General features: G+C 70.4%; 19 protein-coding genes. 9 read left to right on the top strand and 10 right to left on the bottom strand.

All coding sequences use genetic code 11. The features are described from left to right. Positions 1–22 precede the first annotated feature (22 nt). Positions 23–664, top strand: a complete 642-nt coding sequence (locus tag AB5J56_RS20415; RefSeq protein WP_369234167.1) for a PadR family transcriptional regulator — start codon at positions 23–25, stop codon at positions 662–664. Between the two features lie 19 nt (positions 665–683). On the opposite strand, the gene AB5J56_RS20410 is transcribed toward AB5J56_RS20415, so the two are convergent. From AB5J56_RS20410 to AB5J56_RS20400, 3 genes are all read right to left on the bottom strand, one after another. Then, the gene (locus tag AB5J56_RS20410; RefSeq protein ID WP_369234166.1) at positions 684–1487 is read right to left on the bottom strand and encodes a hypothetical protein; all 804 of its coding nucleotides are present in this window, start codon (positions 1485–1487) and stop codon (positions 684–686) included. A 113-nt stretch (positions 1488–1600) separates the two neighbouring features. Then, positions 1601–3013: a glutamate decarboxylase gene (locus AB5J56_RS20405; RefSeq protein WP_369234165.1), complete on the bottom strand. Its 1413-nt coding sequence runs from the start codon at positions 3011–3013 to the stop codon at positions 1601–1603. A 60-nt stretch (positions 3014–3073) separates the two neighbouring features. Continuing rightward, positions 3074–4354 (bottom strand): ion channel protein, encoded by a 1281-nt coding sequence (locus tag AB5J56_RS20400; RefSeq protein WP_369234164.1) that lies wholly within the window; start codon positions 4352–4354, stop codon positions 3074–3076. Positions 4355–4474: 120 nt separating this feature from the next. Between AB5J56_RS20400 and AB5J56_RS20395 the strand changes: the two genes are divergently transcribed. Next, positions 4475–5236, top strand: a complete 762-nt coding sequence (locus AB5J56_RS20395; protein ID WP_369234163.1) for a MerR family transcriptional regulator — start codon at positions 4475–4477, stop codon at positions 5234–5236. 196 nt (positions 5237–5432) lie between these two features. Next, the gene (locus AB5J56_RS20390; protein ID WP_369234162.1) at positions 5433–6443 is read left to right on the top strand and encodes a DedA family protein; all 1011 of its coding nucleotides are present in this window, start codon (positions 5433–5435) and stop codon (positions 6441–6443) included. A gap of 18 nt (positions 6444–6461) precedes the next feature. Here AB5J56_RS20390 and AB5J56_RS20385 read toward each other — a convergent pair whose 3' ends face one another. Beyond that, positions 6462–8120, bottom strand: a complete 1659-nt coding sequence (locus AB5J56_RS20385; protein ID WP_369234161.1) for a threonine/serine exporter ThrE family protein — start codon at positions 8118–8120, stop codon at positions 6462–6464. 112 nt (positions 8121–8232) lie between these two features. After that, positions 8233–8724, bottom strand: coding sequence for an inorganic diphosphatase (locus AB5J56_RS20380; RefSeq protein WP_356146508.1), 492 nt, complete (start codon positions 8722–8724; stop codon positions 8233–8235). Positions 8725–8803: 79 nt separating this feature from the next. On the opposite strand from AB5J56_RS20380, the gene dacB reads away from it, so the two are divergent. The 6 genes from dacB to folE all read left to right on the top strand — a co-directional run bounded on the left by dacB (position 8804) and on the right by folE (position 16430). Further along, positions 8804–10351: a D-alanyl-D-alanine carboxypeptidase/D-alanyl-D-alanine-endopeptidase gene (gene dacB / locus AB5J56_RS20375; RefSeq protein ID WP_369234160.1), complete on the top strand. Its 1548-nt coding sequence runs from the start codon at positions 8804–8806 to the stop codon at positions 10349–10351. 120 nt (positions 10352–10471) lie between these two features. Next, positions 10472–11602 carry a zinc-dependent metalloprotease gene (locus AB5J56_RS20370; protein WP_369234159.1) on the top strand — a complete coding sequence of 377 codons (1131 nt, stop codon included), beginning with the start codon at positions 10472–10474 and terminating at the stop codon, positions 11600–11602. Positions 11603–11794: 192 nt separating this feature from the next. After that, positions 11795–12853 (top strand): tRNA lysidine(34) synthetase TilS, encoded by a 1059-nt coding sequence (gene tilS, locus AB5J56_RS20365; RefSeq protein WP_369234158.1) that lies wholly within the window; start codon positions 11795–11797, stop codon positions 12851–12853. A gap of 53 nt (positions 12854–12906) precedes the next feature. Then, positions 12907–13467, top strand: a complete 561-nt coding sequence (gene hpt / locus AB5J56_RS20360) for a hypoxanthine phosphoribosyltransferase (protein ID WP_369242671.1) — start codon at positions 12907–12909, stop codon at positions 13465–13467. A 187-nt stretch (positions 13468–13654) separates the two neighbouring features. Continuing rightward, positions 13655–15682, top strand: a complete 2028-nt coding sequence (ftsH, locus tag AB5J56_RS20355; RefSeq protein ID WP_369234157.1) for an ATP-dependent zinc metalloprotease FtsH — start codon at positions 13655–13657, stop codon at positions 15680–15682. Between the two features lie 142 nt (positions 15683–15824). After that, positions 15825–16430: a GTP cyclohydrolase I FolE gene (gene folE, locus AB5J56_RS20350; protein ID WP_326721525.1), complete on the top strand. Its 606-nt coding sequence runs from the start codon at positions 15825–15827 to the stop codon at positions 16428–16430. Between the two features lie 37 nt (positions 16431–16467). On the opposite strand, the gene AB5J56_RS20345 is transcribed toward folE, so the two are convergent. The 5 genes from AB5J56_RS20345 to folP form a co-directional block, all read right to left on the bottom strand. Continuing rightward, positions 16468–16956 (bottom strand): DUF3180 domain-containing protein, encoded by a 489-nt coding sequence (locus AB5J56_RS20345; protein ID WP_369234156.1) that lies wholly within the window; start codon positions 16954–16956, stop codon positions 16468–16470. 64 nt (positions 16957–17020) lie between these two features. Beyond that, the gene (gene folK / locus AB5J56_RS20340) at positions 17021–17632 is read right to left on the bottom strand and encodes a 2-amino-4-hydroxy-6-hydroxymethyldihydropteridine diphosphokinase (RefSeq protein ID WP_369234155.1); all 612 of its coding nucleotides are present in this window, start codon (positions 17630–17632) and stop codon (positions 17021–17023) included. Then, the gene (folB, locus tag AB5J56_RS20335; RefSeq protein WP_369234154.1) at positions 17629–17988 is read right to left on the bottom strand and encodes a dihydroneopterin aldolase; all 360 of its coding nucleotides are present in this window, start codon (positions 17986–17988) and stop codon (positions 17629–17631) included. The genes folK and folB overlap by 4 nt, the downstream gene beginning before the upstream one ends. A 249-nt stretch (positions 17989–18237) precedes the next feature. Further along, positions 18238–18741: a nuclear transport factor 2 family protein gene (locus tag AB5J56_RS20330; protein WP_369234153.1), complete on the bottom strand. Its 504-nt coding sequence runs from the start codon at positions 18739–18741 to the stop codon at positions 18238–18240. Beyond that, entirely contained in the window at positions 18738–19598 is an 861-nt protein-coding gene (folP, locus tag AB5J56_RS20325; RefSeq protein WP_369234152.1) for a dihydropteroate synthase, read from the bottom strand. Before folP ends, AB5J56_RS20330 begins: the two co-directional genes overlap by 4 nt. Between the last annotated feature and the right edge of the window lie 17 nt (positions 19599–19615).

The following is a 19615-nucleotide window of genomic DNA, read 5'->3' as shown; positions in this document are numbered from 1 at the left end:
TGAGGGCCCTAATGTGGCTCGCATGTCAGCGATCCGTCTCCTCGTGCTCGGCGCGGTGCGCCAGCACGGGCGGGCCCACGGCTACCAGGTGCGCGGCGACCTGGAGTACTGGGGCGCGCACGAGTGGTCCAACGCCAAGCCCGGCTCGATCTACCACGCGCTCAAGCAGATGGCGAAGCAGGGACTGCTGCACGCGCACGAGGTCGGGCCGTCCACGGCGGGCGGCCCGCCGCGCACCGAGTACGAGATCACGGACCGGGGCACCGAGGAGTTCCTCTCCCTGCTGCGCGCGTCCCTGACGTCGTACGACCAGAAGATGGACGTCCAGTCGGCGGGCATCGGCTTCATCGTCGACCTGCCGCGGGACGAGGCGGTGGCCCTGCTGAAGGAGCGGATCCGCCGGATCGAGGAGTGGCGCGCCTCGGTCACCGAGCACTACGTCCCCGAGGACGGCCCCGAACAGCTCGGCCACATCGGCGAGATCATGAACCTCTGGGTCCACACGGCCGACAGCGACGCCGAGTGGACCCGAGGCTTGATCGCCCGCATAGAGGGCGGCGCCTACACCTTCGCGGGGGAGGGCGAGCCGTTCGTGGGCGTGCTCGCGGAGGGCGAGGAGAACCCGTACGCGACGGGGACCCCGCATCCGGGGGACCGCGACTGAACAACCCGCCCCGGTCCTCCTACTGGACGTTGACGAAGTCGCCGGACGACGTAGCGGCGTCGGTGGCCGTGGTGCCCGCGTACGAGAAGCGGTAGTACCCGTCGGTCGTCGCGGTGGTGGTGGCCGTCACCGCTCCGCCGGTGGTGCTGGTGACGGTCTTGAGGGTGGTGTACGTGCTGCTGTCCACCTTGCGGAACTGGAGCTTCACCGACCGGCCGCTCAGGCCCGCGTACGCGCCGGTCTCCCAGTCGGCGCGGGTGAGCGCGCCCTTGACCGTGACGGTCCGGCCCTTCGCCACCGGCTCCGGCGACGCGTCGCCGGTCAGCGTGGTGTTGCGCTTGATGTGCACGGTGCCGGCGTAGCCGTTGTTGGTGGAACCGCTCGGCATGCCGTACGCGATGGCGTACGCGTGCCAGGTGCCCGCGAAGGCGTTGTCGGTCAGGTCGGTCTTCGGGTCCACGGTGAAGTGGACCGTGCACGTCGAGGTCTGTGCGTCGGCCGCCACACAGGAGCCCGTGCCCTCCTCGGCGGGCAGCAGCGTGGCGTCCCTTCCCTGGTCGTCGAAGGAGGTGCCGTGCCACAGGGCCACCCAGCCGGCGGTGACGCCGTCCGGGTCGGTCGCGGTCACCGTGGCGGTGAACGACTTCTTGGCCGTGGTGCCGAGGACGAGGTCCTTGCCGCCGTTGACCACGACCTTCGTGATCGTGGTGTCGTCGTCGCTGGTCATCGGCCCCGCGTGCGCCTGCGCGGCGGCGGGGAACACCAGAGCCGAAGAGAGAACCAGGGCGCCGGACAGAGCGGCGACCGAAGCGCGTATGCGCATATGAATCCCCACGGTGAGGAAGAAGGGCCCTCGCGGGACATCTCCCGACAAGGGCCCATGGGCGCACGCATCGTACAGATCCTTCCGCGCCACGACGAGATGCGGGAACCTTCTCAGTGATGGAACCCGGTGGCCGCGCTCTTGTCGTGCGGCAACGGGCTTGGCTGCCGCCGCAGTTCGGGCAGCAGGCGGCTCAGGTCCTCGATGAACAGCTCGGCGAGGTCGGCGGAGAAGCCGTTGCGGCACACCACCCGCAGCACGGACAGGTCCTGGCGGTTCTCCGGGAAGGTGTACGCGGGAACGAGCCAGCCGTGCTCGCGCAGCCGCCGGGACACGTCGAAGACGTCGTACGAGGTCACGTCCGGCCCCGTCGTGAAGGCGAACACCGGCAACTCGTCGCCGCGCGTGAGCAGTCGGAAGTCACCGAGCGCCTCGACCTGCTGGGCGAGCCCCTGGGCCAAGTCCCGGGTCGTCTTCTGCACCGCCCGGAAGCCCTCGCGGCCCAGGCGCAGGAACGTGTAGTACTGGGCGACCACCTGGGCCCCGGGCCGGGAGAAGTTGAGCGCGAAGGTCGGCATGTCGCCGCCCAAGTAGTTGACGCGGAAGACGAGTTCCTCGGGCAGCGACTCCTTGTCCCGCCACAGCGCCCAGCCGACGCCCGGGTAGACGAGCCCGTACTTGTGCCCCGAGGTGTTGATCGACGCCACCCGCGGCAGCCGGAAGTCCCACACCAGGTCCTCGTCGAGGAAGGGCGCGACCATCGCCCCGGACGCGCCGTCCACGTGCACCGGGATGTCGAGCCCGGTCCGCTCCTGGAGCGCGTCGAGCGCCGCGCACAACTCGGCGATCGGCTCGTAGGACCCGTCGAAGGTGGAGCCGAGGATGCCCACGACCCCGATGGTGTTCTCGTCGCACAGCTCGGCGGCGGCCTGCGGGTCGAGATGGAACCGGTCGCCCTCCATGGGCACCTGGCGCGCCTCGACCTCCCAGAAGTTGCAGAACTTCTCCCAGCAGACCTGGACGTTGACCCCCATCACGAGGTTCGGCCGGGCGTCCCGCGACGGATAGCGGTCGGCGTTGCGCTGCGCCCAGCGCCGCTTCAGCGCCATCCCCGCGAGCATGCACGCCTCGCTCGACCCGGTCGTCGAACAGCCCACGGCGGCCGAGGGATCGGGCGCGTTCCACAGGTCGGCGAGCATCGCCACGCAGCGCTTCTCCAGCTCGGCGGTGCGCGGGTACTCGTCCTTGTCGATCATGTTCTTGTCCCGGCACTCCGCCATCAGCAGCCCGGCCTGCGGCTCCATCCAGGTGGTGACGAACGTGGCGAGGTTCAGCCGGGAGTTGCCGTCCAGCATCAGTTCGTCGTGCACGAGCTGGTACGCCGTCGTGGGCGGCAGCGGATCCTTCGGGAGCCGGTGCTTGGCCGGGGCCTCCGTCATGCCGCCGACCGGATTCGCCTCCCCGAAGAAGGGGTTGACGGACATCGGGCGCTCGTCGTGCTTCACGGGTCCTTTGTGGAGCGGCACGGTCGGTTCTCCTCAAGAAGATCGGTGGAAGTGGAAGCGGAAGTGGAGGGGGAAGGCGGCTCACCGGATCGGTGTCCCGTCCTCGCGCAACTGCATCTGCGGGCGGCCGGTCACCAGCAGCCAGGCGGGCAGCGAGGCGATGCACAGCAGGGCGAGGATCGCCGGAGAGGCCACCAGCGCGGCGGCCGTGAACAGGCTCACCCAGCCCTGCCGGGTGATGGCCAGGAGCATGCCCAGCACGCCCGCGGCGACACCGACCGTGGGATGAACGCCCGGCACGAGCGCGTGCGCGCACAGCCCGAGGGCCGCCCCGACGAAGACCGCGGGGAAGATCCGCCCGCCGCGGAACCCGCACGACGCGGCGACCAGCAGCGCGGCCAGCTTCACCACCGACATCGTGGCGAACTCCCCGGCCGACCAGCCCTCCGGATCACGCGCCAGCTCCGCGACCTCGTCCAGCCCCTTGAAGAGCGTCAGATGGCCGCCCAGGGCTCCCAGAAGGCCCAGCACGAGCCCGCCCGCCGGGAGCGCCAGCATGGGGTGCTTGAGACGGGAGAAGGCTCCGTGGACGTACGGGAAGGCGTAGACGGCGGCCATGCCGAGCACCGCCGCCACGGAGGCGACCACGATCGCCGCCAGGGTGTCGCCCCAGCCCGGCTTGCCGAACGCGGGCAGATCCAGGTCGAAGGTCGGATGGGCCACCAGGGTGATGGTCAGCGCGCCGGCCGCGGCGGCGGCCAGCGGCGCGAAGACGTGGTCCCACAGATGCCCCTCCAGCTTCCGCCCGGCCAGCGCCTCCGAGATGACGAGGGCCGCCGCCACGGGCGTATCGAAGAGGGCGCCGATCGTCGCCGCCTCGGCCAGCATCACCCACAGGCCGCCCGGGAGCCGGGGCAGGAACCTGCGGCCCAGCCAGAACGTGAGCCCGACGTTGACGGCGATGATCGGGTTCTCCGGGCCGAGGCTCGGCCCGCCCGCCAGCATCAGCGCGGTCGCCAGCAGCAGCCCCGGCAGCACACCGAGCGGCAGCACGGGGGCGTCGAGCCCGACGGTCGCCGGGTCGGGGCCCGCGTGCCCGGGGACCTTCCACACCACGAGCCCGACCGCCACGCCCGTGGCGGTGAGCATGACCATCATCCAGAACACGGAGTAGCGGCCCACGCCCAGCGCATCGGGCAGGTTCTGCCACAGGACGTCCTGGAACGCCTCGGCCGCCTCGCTGACGCCCAGGAAGAGCAGGCTCGCGCCGATTCCCACGGCGAGAGCGGGGAGGATCAGCAGCAACAGGGTGCGCGCGGGGGCCGCCGGGGGCGTTGCCTGCTGCGTCGTCTCCTGAGCCACGGGCTCACCATAAGCGGGCAAATCGGACGCGACATCCTGGAGGCCCGAGGGGGACTTGCACCTCACGCGACGTGAGGACCCACGCTGAAGCGCGTACCGAGAAGCGGGAAGGGAACGGAAGTGAGCTACTCCGTAGGACAGGTCGCCGGTTTCGCCGGAATCACGGTGCGCACCCTGCACCACTACGACGAGATCGGCCTGCTCGCCCCCAGCGGGCGCAGCCATGCGGGTCACCGGCGCTACGAAGACGCCGACCTCGACCGGTTGCAGCAGATCCTGTTCTACCGGGAGCTCGGCTTCCCGCTCGACGAGGTCGCCGCCCTGCTCGACGACCCGGACGCGGACCCGCGCGCGCACCTGCGCCGCCAGCACGAGCTGCTGACCGCCCGGATCGACAAGCTGCAGAAGATGGCGGAGGCCGTGGAGCACGCCTTGGAGGCACGCAGGATGGGCATCAACCTCACACCCGAAGAGCGCTTCGAGGTCTTCGGTGACAAGGACCCCGAGCAGTACGCCGAAGAAGCGGAACAGCGCTGGGGCGACACCGAGCTGTACGCCGAGTCACAGCGCCGCGCCGCCACCTACACCAAGGACGACTGGAAGCGCATGCAGGCCGAGATCGACGCCTGGAACGCGGGCTACGGCGACCTCATGGACGCCGGTGAGCAGCCGACCGGCGACCGCGCCATGGACATGGCCGAGGAACACCGCCAGCACCTGTGCACCTGGTTCTACGAGGCCTCGTACGCCTTCCACCAGTGCCTGGGTGACATGTACGTGTCCGACGAGCGCTTCAAGGCGTTCTACGACTCCACGCGCCCGGGCCTCGCCGAGCACCTGAAGGAGGCGATCCGGGCGAACGCCGCGCGCCACGCCTCGTAGGCCGGGAGCCCGGGAGCCCGGGAGCCCGGGGGAGCGGGGGAGCGGGGGAGGCGGGGGACTCACAGCTTTGTCCCAGCGGGCGCACAGTGCATCCTGGAGGCACCGGTGGAACCTGGGGTGGACACATTGCGTTGATAGCTTTGGTCGGCCGTACCAGGCCCCCCGCCCTTCCTCCACCCCTCAGGAGCCCGCCACCGTGACGACGCTTGCTCTCGGACCAAGCTGGCTGGATCCGAACCACCTCCTGAACACGTACAGCATCTGGGGCCTGCTCCTGATCGTCTTCGCGGAGTCGGGGCTGCTCATCGGCTTCTTCCTGCCGGGTGACTCGCTGCTGTTCACCTGCGGTCTGCTGATCACGTCGAACCAGCTGGACTTCCCGCTCTGGGGCGCCATCGCGCTGATCTGCGTCGCCGCGATCCTGGGCGACCAGGCGGGGTACATGTTCGGCAAGAAGGTCGGCCCCTCGCTCTTCACCCGCGAGGACTCCCGCCTCTTCAAACAGGAGAACGTCGTCAAGGCGCACGACTTCTTCGAGAAGTACGGCCCGAAGTCCCTGGTCCTGGCCCGCTTCGTGCCCATCGTGCGGACGTTCACGCCGATCATCGCGGGCGTCAGCGGCATGAAGTACCGCTCGTTCGTCACCTTCAACGTGATCGGCGGCGTCCTGTGGGGCGCGGGCGTCACGCTGCTCGGCTCCTGGCTCGGCAACATCGAATTCGTCCACAAGAACATCGAGGCGATCCTCATCCTGATCGTCCTCGTCTCGGTGGTGCCGATCGCCATCGAGTTCCTGAGGGCGCGCAGCAAGGCGAAGAAGAACCCGCCGCAGCCCGCCGCGCAGCAGCCCGCGGCCCCGCAGCAGCAGTACCAGCAGCCGCCGGTCATGGACGACGCGACGACCCAGCTGCGCGCCGTACCGCCGACCCAGCACAACCACCACCAGCAACAGCAGCAGCCGTACGACCCGCAGCAGGACTACCAGCAGCACCCGCAGCACCCGCAGAACCCGGACCACCAGCAGCCCTACGGCTCGGACCAGGGCTACGACCAGTACTACGCCCAGCCCCAGCAGCAGCCGTACACCCAGCAGCAGCAGCCGTACGCGCAGCCGTACCCGCAGGCCCAGCCTCAGCAGCCGTACGACCCGCAGCAGGAGTACCAGCAGTACCCGTACGACCAGGGCCAGGGCTACCGCGCTCCGTAGGGGCGTGACGGCGGGCGGTCAGAACCCGCGCGTCCGCTTGGCCGCGCGGCGCCCGGCCGCACTCGCGCCCGGAATGCGCAGGAACAGCCGGGAGATCTCCGAGCCGAGGTTCACGCCGATGGCGATGGCCATGGCGAGGGCGGCGGCCTTGGTGAGGGACACCAGGCCGTCGTCGACCTCGTTCTGGGCGAAGGCCAGCAGCCCGAAGTACGTCGCGGAACCGGGCAGCAGCGGTCCGATCGCCGCCGTCGTGTACGGCAGCGCGGAGGCGAACCGGAACCGGGACAGCAGCTGCCCGAACAGCCCGACGAGTCCCGCCGCCACCGCCGTGGAGGCAACAGGTGAGATGTCGCCGGCGTAGTGCATCGCGCCGTACACGCTCCAGGCCACGCCCCCGTTGAGCGTCACCGCGAGCACGGTGGACCGTTCCTGCTGGAGCAGCACCGCGAAGGTCAGCGACAGCAGCATGGACGCGGCGATCTGGAGCACCGGCCGCTCGGAGATGCCGAGGGCCGCGTCGGGGTTGAGCTGGGCGCCCAGCTTCACGCCGAAGTAGAGCACCAGCAGCACACCGACGACGATGCCCACGAAGAAGTACATGACCTCCAGCAGGCGCGCGGACGCCGTGATGTAGAAGCCGGTCAGCCCGTCCTGCACGCCCGCGACGAGCGCCCGCCCGGGCAGCAGCGCGAACAGCCCACCGGTGATCACCGCGGACGCCTTCACGTCGACGTCCGCCAGCGTGAGCGCGACCCCCATCGCGGCCGGCGGCATGGCGGCCACCGTGAACTGGTAGAACTCCGGCAGCCCGCGCCCCGCGCACAGCCACGCCAGCCGGTCGCCGAGCATCGCGCCGAGCGCGGCGGCGACGAACACGATGGCGTCACCGCCCACGAGGATCGAGGCCGCACCCGCGAGCAGCCCGGTGGAGGCGGTCAGCACCCAGCCGGGGTACGGGTGCCGGTTGCGGCGGAACTCCGCGAGGCGCCGGTAGGCCTCCTCCAGGGAGATCGCGGTGTCCGGGTCGCTCAGGTCGTCGACGAGCCGGAACACGGCCGCGAGGCGCGTGTAGTCGGTGCCCCGGCGCCGTACCGTCCGCGACGCCGTGACGGGATCCTCGACCAGCGACGGCTGGTGCGAGATCGACAGCAGGGTGAAGGTGACGTTCGGCTCGCAGCGGTCCAGGCCGTAGGAGCGGCACACGGCGAACATCGCCGCCTCCACGTCCTCGGCGCCCTCGCCGCCCGCGAGCAGCAACTCGCCGATACGCAGGGTCAGGTCGAGCACACGCGGGACGGCGGGCCCCGAATCGTCCTCCTTGTGCACCGGCTCCGGCGCGGGCCGCTCGGCCACCGGCATGCGCAGCATGGTGCGCATCCGGTCCTGCCACGGCGCGTCCTTGGTCAGACTGACCACGGGGATGCCGGTCGCCGGCGTGAAGGCGGGCGGGGCGTGCTTGGCGCTGTAGGTGCGCGGAGTGGTGAAAGCCGAGCCCTCGGACTCGGCGCCGGACGGCTGCGGGACGTCGAGGCCCTTCGGCAGCGCGAACTCGGACGTCGTCGACGACTCGTCGTCGACCGCGACGGTCACCGGCGGCATTACCCCCGCCGGCTGGCTGAAGGCACTCCTCGCCTCGTCCGACTGCGGCTTGCGGTCTTCCGCGTCCGGCTCTGTCACCCCACCGCTCCCGACTCGCACCTCCAGTACGCCCAGTATGCGCACGTATACGCGAACGGGCCGCGCGGCCCCCCTCGGGGTCGCGCGGCCCGCAGCTCAGGCGTCACGGGGCTCAGTGGCCGCCGGACTCCTTGAAACGCTTGTAGGAGCGCTCGATCTCGATCTCGGCGTCGGTACGGCCGACCCAGTTGGCGCCCTCGACGGACTTGCCGGGCTCCAGGTCCTTGTAGACCTCGAAGAAGTGCTGGATCTCCAGGCGGTCGAACTCCGACACGTGGTGGATGTCGCGCAGGTGCTCCACACGCGGGTCGTGCGCCGGGACGCACAGCAGCTTGTCGTCGCCGCCGGCCTCGTCCGTCATACGGAACATGCCGATCGTGCGGCACTGGATGAGGCAGCCGGGGAAGGTCGGCTCGTCCAGGATGACCAGCGCGTCCAGCGGGTCACCGTCCTCGCCGAGGGTGTTCTCGACGAAGCCGTAGTCGGCCGGGTAACTGGTCGAGGTGAAGAGGCGACGGTCCAGACGGATCCGACCGGTCTCGTGGTCCACCTCGTACTTGTTCCGCGAACCCTTCGGAATCTCGATCGTGACGTCGAACTCCACCGGTGGCTCCTCCATGATCAGCACATAGTTCTGGTGGTTAAGTGTCCCTCACGCAGGTGTGTGATCGCGAAAGGGGCTGGTGGTCGTGCCAGAGCTGAAGGCCTGGCGGGCCGCGAGACCGCATGTGGTGCGGGTCGCGCGGACCGTGAAACCACATGTGGCACGGGTCACCCAGGCTGTCCGGCCGCGTCCCGTGAAGTTCACGACGCCGCAGCTCACAGCCGTTGCCGCCACCGTGGGCCTGGCGATCGCGGCCGGGGCGGTGGCCGCGGCCGGTCCCTGGGACTCCTCCGGTCAGCGTACGGCCGAGCGCGACTGGGCCGCATCGCGGGGCTCGGAGGGTGGCGCAGATCACGGACGTAGATCCGATACGTCCGCCGCCGCGCCGCGGCCCGCACCGAGCGCCGCGTCCGTGCTCACCGGCCTCGGCGGCGCCGCGAACTCCGTCCCGGCGCCGACCGGCAAGGCCCTCGCCGACGTCCTCGGCCCGCTCCTCGCCGACCCCGCACTGGGCAGGCAGCGGGCGGGCGTCGTCGTCGACGTGACGACCGGCCGGCGGCTGTACGACAAGGGGGCGGGCGCATCGATGACCCCGGCCTCCACCACGAAGATCGCCACGGCCGTCGCCGTGCTCTCGGCGGCCGGCCCCGACGCCCGCATCGAGACCCGCGCCGTGCTGGAGCCCGGCACGAAGGAGGTCGTCCTCGTCGGCGGCGGCGACCCGACCCTCACGGCCCGCAAGGAAACCGACGGCTGGGCGAGCCTGCGCACCCTCGCCGACGAGACGGCCGCCGCCCTGAGGAAGCGCCACCTGGACGAGGTGACGCTCTCCTACGACACCTCGCTCTACGACGGCTCCCCGCACCACCCGAGCGGCGCCGAGACCAACGTCGCGCCGGTCGTCTCCCTGATGACCGACGAGGCCCGCGCCGACGACTCCACCAGCGGAACCGCCACCCGCAGCCCCGACCCGGCCGCGGACACCGCCAGGAAGTTCGCGGACCTCCTCAAGGACCACGGCATCAAGGCGACCTCGCCCGGCCCCTCCAAGGCAACCGGCAGCGCCCTTTCGCTCGCCTCGGTCTCCTCGCCGCCGATGTCCGCCCTGGTCGAGCGGATGCTGACGAACAGTGACAACGACATCGCGGAGGCGCTGGCCCGCCGCACCGCCCTCGCCTCGGGCGGCAAGGCCAGCTTCGAGGGCGGCGCGGCGGCCATCCGCGCCCAGCTCAAGAAGCTCGAACTCCCGTTGCAGGGCGCCGAGTTCAACGACGGAAGCGGCCTCAGCCGCGACGACAGGCTGACCGCCGGCCTGCTCACCGCGCTGCTCGCCAAGGCCGGCGACCCGGCCCACCCCGAACTCCGCCCGATCCTGACCGGCCTCCCGATCGCGGGCTTCACCGGCACGCTCCAGGACCGCTACGGCAACGACCTCTCCGGCACCGGCGTCGTCCGCGCCAAGACGGGCACCCTCACCGGCGTCAACACCCTTGCCGGCACCGTCGTCGACACCGACGGCCGCCTGCTGGCCTTCGCCTTCCTGGCCTCGGACACCAACAACCCCGGTGCGGCCCAGGCGGCACTGGACCACACGGCGTCGGCGCTGGCGGGCTGCGGCTGCCGGTAGTTGTCGAGCGTCGCCCCCGTCGGCTCCTGTGCACCAGGAGCACCGGGGGCCCCGCGGAAAGGGGCCGCTCCGGCGCCGTACCCCTAACCGCAGCCGGACACGCTCACGTACGGTTGACGCATGACGAGCATCGGTGGTGCTGCATCTACTGGGATGGTCGACTGGAACCTCGCGGTGGCGACCGCGACCCGACTTGTGCGGCCGGGCCCCGACGTGAGCCGTGACGAGGCCAGGGATGTCGTCGCGGAGCTGCGCCGGCACGCCAAGGCCGCGGAGGAGCACGTCCGGGGATTCACCCGGATGGGCACGAACATCGTGCACGACACCCCGGTCCTCGTCGTCGACCGCCCCGGCTGGGTGCGGGCGAACGTCGCCGGCTTCCGGGAGATCCTCAAGCCCCTGCTGGACAAGATGCAGGAGCGGCGCGGCAGCACCCCCGGCGGAGCCGTCCTCGGCGCCGTCGGCGGCAAGGTGACCGGCGTCGAGCTGGGCATGCTGCTGTCGTTCCTCTCCTCCAGGGTCCTCGGGCAGTACGAGACGTTCGCCCCGGCGACCCGGGAGCTGCCCGCGGGCGAGAACGGCGGCGGCCGCCTCCTGCTGGTCGCGCCGAACATCGTGCACGTGGAGCGCGAACTCGACGTGCAGCCCCATGACTTCCGCCTCTGGGTGTGCCTTCACGAGGAGACGCACCGGACGCAGTTCACGGCCGTGCCCTGGCTGCGCGACCACCTGGAGGGCGAAATCCAGTCTTTCTTGGGGGAGACCGAGGTCGACCCCATGACGGTCCTGGAGCGGATCAGGGAGGCCGCGCAGTCGCTCGCGGGCGGCCGTCCCGAGGGCGAGGAGGACGAGGGCCGCTCCCTCGTGGAGATCGTGCAGACCCCCGCCCAGCGGGAGATCCTCGGCCGCCTCACCGCCGTGATGTCGCTGCTCGAAGGGCATGCCGACTTCGTCATGGACGGCGTCGGCCCGTCCGTGGTCGCGTCCGTCGCGGAGATTCGCGAGAAGTTCCAGCAGCGCCGCGCCAAGGGGGCCTCGCGCCTGGACATGGCCCTGCGCAAGCTGCTGGGCCTGGACGCCAAACTCCGGCAGTACCGCGACGGCGAGCGGTTCGTGCGGGCGGTCGTCGAACAGGTCGGCATGGACGGCTTCAACCGCGTATGGACTTCCCCGAACACACTCCCGACCAAGACGGAGATCGCCAAACCGGCGGACTGGGTCGCGCGGGTGCACCGCAAGGCCGGGTCGTGAACCCCGCGGAAGGGTCGTGAAACGAATCCGGCCGACGGCAGGTGAACGCCCCTCCAATCACCCGTCCGAGGGACCGTGGGCCTTGGGTAGGCGTGCAATGCTCGGGGAACGGCCCGGTTCTGTCACCATCTACACACTCTGAGTGACCGACACCGGGTTCACCCCCCGAAAACTTCATGAAGGGAACCGGACATGGGTCCCCATCCTGCGGTCGCGGCGATACGCCTGGCGGTTCGCCGCGTACTCCACGACATCCTGACCGAACACGCCCCCGTACCCGCCCTCGACAGCGGGCGCGTCCCCGCGCCCTCACCGCACGAGCAGCCCGCTCCGCCGCTCGTGCTCGTCGCATGCTCCGGAGGCGCCGACTCCATGGCGCTCGCCTCCGCCCTCGCCTTCGAAGCCCCCAAACTCGGCATCCGCGCCGGCGGCATCACCGTGGACCACGGACTGCAGCCCGGCTCCGACCTGCGCGCCGACGAGGTCGTCGGCCGCCTCGTAGAGCTGGGCCTGGCCCCGGTCGAGTCCATCGCCGTCACCGTCGGCCGCGAAGGCGGGCCCGAAGCCGCCGCCCGCGACGCCCGCTACGCCGCCCTGGACGCCGCCGCCGAACGCCACGGCGCCGCCGCGATCCTCCTCGGCCACACGCGCGACGACCAAGCCGAAACCGTCCTGCTGGGCCTCGCCCGCGGCTCCGGCATCCGCTCCCTGTCCGGCATGGCCGCCGTCTCCGGCGGACCGGGCGCCGCCCGCCGCTACCGCCGCCCCTTCCTGCACCTCGACCGGCAGACCGCCCGCAAGGCCTGCATGGTCCAGTCGCTGTCCGTCTGGGACGACCCGCACAACGCCGACCCGGCCTACACCCGCTCCCGGCTGCGCCACGAAGGCCTGCCCGCCCTGGAGAAGGCGCTCGGCAAAGGAGTCGTCGAGGCACTCGCCCGTACGGCCCAGCTCTCCCGCGACGACGCCGACGCCCTCGACGCCTGGGCCAGCCAGGCCGAAGCCTCCGTACGCGACGCGGCCGGCCTCCTGGAGTGCGCGAAGCTCTACGCCCTGCCGCCCGCCGTACGCCGCCGCATCCTGCGCCGCGCCGCCATCGAGGCGGGCGCCCCGGCCGGTTCGCTGTTCGCCCGCCACATCGAGGAAGTCGACCGGCTGATCACCGGCTGGCGCGGCCAGGGGGCCATCAATCTCCCGGGCAAAGTCGTCGCCCAGCGTCAGGGTGGCAGACTGGTGATTCGGCAAGGCTGAAACCGGACCCCCCTCGGGGCGGACCGGGAGCCCCGGCGGGACGACCGAAAGTGATGCGGGTGGACGCGAAAGACATGGGCACCGACCTCAAGTCGGTGCTCATCACCAAGGAAGAGATCGACGCGAAGCTCATCGAGCTCGCCGCGAAGATCGACGCGGAGTACGCGGGCAAGGACCTGCTGATCGTCGGAGTGCTCAAGGGCGCCGTGATGGTCATGGCGGACCTGGCGCGCGCGCTGTCCACCCCGGTCACCATGGACTGGATGGCCGTGTCCTCGTACGGCGCGGGCACCCAGTCCTCCGGTGTGGTGCGGATCCTCAAGGACCTCGACACCGACATCAAGGGCAAGCACGTCCTGATCGTCGAGGACATCATCGACTCGGGGCTCACGCTGTCCTGGCTGCTGTCCAACCTCGGCTCCCGCGAGCCCGAGTCGCTCAAGGTGTGCACGCTGCTGCGCAAGCCGGAGGCCGCGAAGGTCGCGATCGACGTCGAGTGGGTCGGCTTCGACATCCCGAACGAGTTCGTGATCGGCTACGGCCTCGACTACGCCGAGAAGTACCGCAACCTCCCGTTCGTCGGTACGCTCGCGCCTCACGTCTACGGCGGCTAGCCCAAACCCGTAAGACGTTCGGGAACCCCAGCGGGTTTCCCGCCGTTGGAGCATGCGTGGGCGGGATTGTCAGTCGTCCCCTGCAGCTTCGGGTGACAATGCTGGGGTACCGTCCGAAGAACAGTCTTTATAAGTCTTTATCAAACTCACTATGGCAGGAGGGACGGGGCGGCTCCGCTCCGTATGGATGGACGTGAAGCGATACTTCCGTGGGCCGGTCATGTGGATCGTGCTGGCCGTCCTTGCCGTGGTCGTGTTGATGCAGGTCGTCGGCTCGTCCGGCGGCTACAAGACGGTGGACACAGGCCAGGTCGTCCAGGCGATCAACGAGAACAAGGTCAAAGAGGCCAAGCTCACCACCGGCGACGAGCAGGTCATCAAGGTCCAGCTCAAGGACGGCGAGAAGGTCGAAGGCAGCTCGAAGATCCAGGCGAGCTACATCGGCGACCAGGGTGTGACCCTCGCGGGCACGCTCCAGGAGAAGTTCCAGACCAAGCAGATCCCGGACGGGTACACCGTCTCGCCGACGAAGCAGAACGCCTTCGTCGGGATCCTGCTCTCCCTGCTCCCCTTCGTCCTCATCGTCGTCGTCTTCCTGTTCCTGATGAACCAGATGCAGGGCGGCGGCTCCCGAGTCATGAACTTCGGGAAGTCCAAGGCCAAGCTCATCACCAAGGACACCCCGAAGACGACGTTCTCGGACGTCGCGGGCTCGGACGAGGCGGTCGAGGAGCTCCACGAGATCAAGGAGTTCCTCCAGGAGCCGGCGAAGTTCCAGGCCGTCGGGGCGAAGATCCCCAAGGGCGTGCTCCTGTACGGGCCGCCCGGAACCGGTAAGACGCTGCTCGCGCGCGCTGTCGCGGGCGAGGCCGGCGTCCCCTTCTACTCGATCTCCGGTTCCGACTTCGTCGAGATGTTCGTCGGTGTCGGTGCCTCCCGTGTCCGTGACCTCTTCGAGCAGGCCAAGGCGAACGCCCCGGCGATCGTCTTCGTCGACGAGATCGACGCGGTCGGCCGCCATCGCGGCGCCGGCCTCGGCGGCGGTCACGACGAGCGCGAGCAGACGCTCAACCAGCTGCTCGTCGAGATGGACGGCTTCGACGTGAAGGGCGGCGTCATCCTGATCGCCGCCACGAACCGGCCCGACATCCTCGACCCGGCCCTTCTGCGCCCCGGCCGCTTCGACCGCCAGATCGCGGTCGACCGCCCGGACATGCAGGGCCGTCTGGAGATCCTCAAGGTCCACCAGAAGGGCAAGCCGGTCGCACCGGACGTCGACCTGTCGGCGGTCGCGCGGCGCACGCCGGGCTTCACGGGTGCGGACCTGTCGAACGTGCTGAACGAAGCGGCGCTCCTCACGGCGCGCAGCAACCAGAAGCTGATCGACAACAACATGCTCGACGAGGCGATCGACCGTGTGGTCGCGGGCCCGCAGAAGCGGACCCGGATCATGTCGGACAAGGAGAAGAAGATCACCGCGTACCACGAGGGCGGACACGCCCTGGTCGCGGCGGCTTCCCCCAACTCCGACCCGGTCCACAAGATCACGATCCTGTCGCGCGGCCGTGCCCTCGGCTACACGATGGTCCTGCCGGACGAGGACAAGTACTCCACGACGCGCAACGAGATGCTCGACCAGCTGGCGTACATGCTGGGCGGCCGCGCGGCCGAGGAGCTCGTCTTCCACGACCCGACGACGGGCGCTGCGAACGACATCGAGAAGGCCACCGCAACGGCCCGCGCGATGGTCACGCAGTACGGCATGACCGAGCGTCTCGGCGCGATCAAGTTCGGCGGCGACAACACCGAGCCCTTCCTGGGCCGGGAGATGTCGCACCCGCGTGACTACTCGGAAGAGGTCGCCGCGCTCGTCGACGAAGAGGTCAAGAAGCTCATCGAGAACGCGCACAACGAGGCCTGGGAAATCCTGGTCGAGAACCGCGACGTGCTCGACGCGCTGGTGCTCCAGCTGCTGGAGAAGGAGACGCTGAGCAAGGAGCAGATCGCCGAGGTCTTCGCTCCCATCGTCAAGCGCCCGGCCCGCCCCGCGTGGACCGGCTCCGCCCGTCGCACCCCGTCCACCCGCCCGCCGGTGCTCTCCCCCAAGGAGCTGTCACTGACGAACGGGGCGAACGGAGCGACGCCCGCCATCGCTCAGGCCACCGAGTCGGTCCCGGCGACGGAATCGGCCACGGAGGACCGCCCGGAGAGCTGACCCACCGCTCTCCTCGGGCCTCACCAGGCCCGGAATGGATGCCGCGCCCCCCAGGTTCTAGCCTGGGGGGCGCGGCATGTTCGTATGCCCGTACGTGAGACGCGTGATCCGAGCACGCGAGAGGCACAGGAACGAGGACCACATGACCGACCCCGTGACGCTGGACGGCGAGGGCGTGATCGGCGAGTTCGACGAGAAGCGCGCCGAGAACGCCGTACGCGAACTGCTCATCGCGGTCGGCGAGGATCCGGACCGCGAGGGCCTCCGGGAGACGCCGGGCCGGGTGGCACGGGCGTACCGGGAGATATTCGCGGGCCTGTGGCAGCAGCCCGAGGACGTCCTGACGACGACGTTCGACCTGGGCCATGACGAGATGGTGCTGGTGAAGGACATCGAAGTGTTCTCCACATGTGAACATCACCTGGTGCCGTTCAGGGGTGTCGCCCACGTCGGCTACATCCCGGCCACCAGCGGCAAGATCACGGGCCTGTCCAAGCTGGCGCGGCTGGTCGATGTCTACGCCCGGCGCCCGCAGGTGCAGGAACGTCTCACCACGCAGATCGCCGACTCCCTGATGGAGATCCTGGAGCCGCGCGGTGTGATCGTCGTCGTCGAGTGCGAGCACATGTGCATGTCGATGCGCGGCATCCGCAAGCCCGGCGCGAAGACCATCACCTCAGCGGTGCGCGGCCAGCTGCGGGATGCGGCGACGCGCAACGAGGCGATGAGTCTCATCATGGCGCGCTGACGCCGCACAGCCCCCGAGGGTGCCTGAGCGCCGTGCCTCAGGCGGCCGGAGCCGCCCCCGGGCCGCCGTTCTCGTCGTCCTCCGGGAGTTTGCAGACGCGCTCCAGGAAGAAGGCGGCAGCTATGACGGCGATGCCGGCGAGGACGGAGAAGCCGGCGTAGATGGCCTGGTCGCGGCGGGCGGGGATGTCGAGGGACTCCAGGAGGAAGGCGCCCGTGCCGCCGTACATGCCGGAGACCAGGGCGGCGACCAGGGCGCTCGCCTGGCCGAAGACGACCGCGCGGGCCGCCATCAGGGGGTCGACGCCCTTGGCGCCGGGGCGGCGCTCCCGCTGGGCCTTGAGGCGGGCGCGCAGCGAGAGCGCGGTGGCCAGCAGCACCGCGGCGATCAGGGCCAGGACGATGGGCGCGGCCAGCGGGACCCGGGGGAGCGTGCCCACCGCATCCCACAGGCGGGCGCCCGCCCACGACAGGACACCGGCCACGACGAACACGGCAGCCAGCATCCTGATGCGCAGCTCTTTCACTTTGCCCCTTCGGTTGCCCGCCGGCAGGCGGTCGTCCGGCCTCTGGTCGTCTTGACCTTAACGACTATTCGGGGAGCCGGAGTTCCAGGTCGGCGCGGGGCGCGACGCCTTCCTCGGTGACGGTGGCGAGGAGCTCGGCCACGGGTCCGCGGCCGGGGAGCTGGGCCTCCGGGTCCACGTCGTGCCAGGGGGCGAGGACGAAGGCCCGCTCGTGGGCGCGCGGGTGGGGAAGGGTGAGCACCGGGTCGTCGGAGACGACGTCGGCGTAGGCAACGATGTCGACGTCGATGGTGCGCGGGCCCCACCGCTCGTCCCGTACGCGGTTGAAGGCCTCCTCGACGGCGTGCGCCCGCTCCAGCAGGGAGGAGGGCGGCAGGGTGGTCTTGAGGACCACGACCGCGTTGAAGTACGTGGGCTGGCTGCCGGGCTCGACGCCCCAGGGCTCCGTCTCGTAGACGGGAGAGACGGCCTTGATGCGGACGCCGGGGGTGTCCTCCAGGGCGTCGATGGCGCCCTGGAGGGTCTCCAGGCGGTTGCCCAGGTTCGAGCCGAGGGAGATCACCGCGAGTTTCGGGTTCTGCAGGGTGGTGTCGGCGGCGTCCACGCGCTCCACCACGGAGGCGGGCACCGGCTGGACTGTCGGATCGCTCTGACCTTCGGTGAAGGACGTCGTCATACTCGGCTCCGGGTGATGGTGACGGTCACGTCGTCGAAGGGGACCGTGATCGGTGCGTCCGGCTTGTGGACGCAGACCTCGACCTCCTGGACCCCGTCGTGCTTCAGACAGGCCTGGGCGATGCGTTCGGCGAGCGTCTCGATGAGGTCGACCGGCTCGCCCTCGACCACGGCCACGACCTCCTCGGCCACGACGCCGTAGTGCACGGTCTTCGCCAGGTCGTCGTCCGCCGCGGCCGGCCGGGTGTCCAGACCCAGCGTCAGGTCCACGATGAAGGTCTGGCCCTCTTCGCGTTCCTTGGGGAAGACACCGTGGTGCCCGCGAGCCTTGAGGCCGCGCAGCGCGACACGATCCACGCGAATCACTCCTGCAATCGTCGGTAGCGGCGGGTCCCTGCCGAGTGCGGTCGGCACACCAGCCGCGAACGAATCTACCTGCGGGCACTGACAGCGCTCGTCCACGGGGGCGCGCGCCCACGCGGAGTCCAGGAGGGTTCATCGGGTGTTTCCCCTGGGGAACACGGCGGCTCACGGGTTGGTAGCCGCCCCTACCCAGGGTGCGTGATTCCAACCACTCCCTGGTGCGCCTGCGGGACGCCTACCCACTCAGGAGGGTGAGTCGTCGCCTTCCTCGTCACCGGATTCGGCCAGTACGGGAGACGCGTGGTGCGACCAGAGTTTCCAGCCGTCGGCCGTGCGCCGGAACACGTTCGTGGCGACGACCAGCTGGCCGACGAGCGGGCCGAGCTCGTCACTGTCGTCGGGGGCCGGGCCGCCGCTGAGGATGTTCTCGGTGCAGGTGACCAGCGCGGTGTCGCCGGTGACCGAGACATGCACGTCGGTCAAAAAGAATTGAATGTAGTCGGTATTCGCCATAATGAGCGCATACGACCTCAGGACCTCGCCGCGCCCGAAGAGCACCGGCCAGCCGGGGTGGACGCAGGAGATCACACCGGCGGACGCGGGGTCGTGGTACTCCTCGTCCACGCCCAGGTCCGCCGGGGTCAGCCAGAGCGCGGACAGTGCGTCGAAGTCGCCCCGTTCCATCGCCTCGTAGAAGGCGGTGTTGGCGGCTTCGACCTGCTCGACGTCGGTGTCGGCGGCGCTCACCGGGCTCCCTCGACGGCCCGGGCCACGCGCACCGCGTCGGCGGTCGCCCGCACCTCGTGCACGCGGACCGCCCACGCGCCCTGGTGGGCGGCGAGCGCGGAGACGGCGGCGGTGGCGGCGTCGCGTTCCCGGGCGGGTGGGGGCGCGCCCTCTGGTCCGGCCAGGACACGGCCCAGGAACCGCTTGCGGGAGGCGGCGACCAGCAGCGGGTGGCCCAGTGCGTGCAGGCGGTCGAGGTGGGCCAGCAGCGAGAGGTCGTGTTCGCCCTCCTTGGAGAAGCCGAGGCCGGGGTCGACGACGATCCGGTCGGGGGCGACGCCGCCCGCGAGAACGGCCTCCACGCGCGCGTGCAGCTCGTCGACGACTTCGGAGACGACGTCCTCGTACGTCCCCTTCACGTTGCCGCCCTCCAGGAAGCCGCGCCAGTGCATGACGACGAAGGGGGCTCCGGCGGCGGCGACGGCCGGGATCATCGCGGGGTCGGCGAGGCCGCCGCTGACGTCGTTGACGAGGGCGGCGCCCGCGGCGAGCGCCTGTTCGGCGACGGAGGCGCGCATGGTGTCCACGGAGATCGTGACGCCTTCGGAGGCGAGGCCCCGCACGACGGGGATGACGCGCTTGAGCTCTTCCGCCTCGTCGACCCGGGTGGCGCCGGGGCGGGTCGACTCGCCGCCCACGTCGACGAGGTCCGCGCCCTCCTCGACGAGGGCGAGGCCGTGCTTGACGGCGGCGGTGGTGTCGAACCAGCGGCCGCCGTCGGAGAAGGAGTCGGGCGTCACGTTGACGACCCCCATGACCGCGCAGCGGTCCCACACCGGCAGTCCCACCACATGGCCGCGCCCGTTCTTCTTGCTCATGTGTCCAGCCTAGGCCT

Origin of the sequence: Streptomyces sp. R21, from assembly GCF_041051975.1 — a bacterium.
Lineage (GTDB): Bacteria > Actinomycetota > Actinomycetes > Streptomycetales > Streptomycetaceae > Streptomyces.
The sequence above is the reverse complement of the archived record's forward strand: the minus strand, read 5'-3'. Positions and strand labels throughout refer to the sequence as shown.

Coding starts and splice junctions, on each gene's coding strand:
- hpt (WP_369242671.1), top strand. CDS start 12,907: ATGCGGGTGGACGCGAAAGACATGGGCACCGACCTCAAGTCGGTGCTC.
- ftsH (WP_369234157.1), top strand. CDS start 13,655: ATGGACGTGAAGCGATACTTCCGTGGGCCGGTCATGTGGATCGTGCTG.
- folP (WP_369234152.1), bottom strand. CDS start 19,598: ATGAGCAAGAAGAACGGGCGCGGCCATGTGGTGGGACTGCCGGTGTGG.
- AB5J56_RS20410 (WP_369234166.1), bottom strand. CDS start 1,487: ATGCGCATACGCGCTTCGGTCGCCGCTCTGTCCGGCGCCCTGGTTCTC.
- folE (WP_326721525.1), top strand. CDS start 15,825: ATGACCGACCCCGTGACGCTGGACGGCGAGGGCGTGATCGGCGAGTTC.
- tilS (WP_369234158.1), top strand. CDS start 11,795: ATGGGTCCCCATCCTGCGGTCGCGGCGATACGCCTGGCGGTTCGCCGC.
- AB5J56_RS20370 (WP_369234159.1), top strand. CDS start 10,472: ATGACGAGCATCGGTGGTGCTGCATCTACTGGGATGGTCGACTGGAAC.
- AB5J56_RS20415 (WP_369234167.1), top strand. CDS start 23: ATGTCAGCGATCCGTCTCCTCGTGCTCGGCGCGGTGCGCCAGCACGGG.
- folK (WP_369234155.1), bottom strand. CDS start 17,632: ATGACGACGTCCTTCACCGAAGGTCAGAGCGATCCGACAGTCCAGCCG.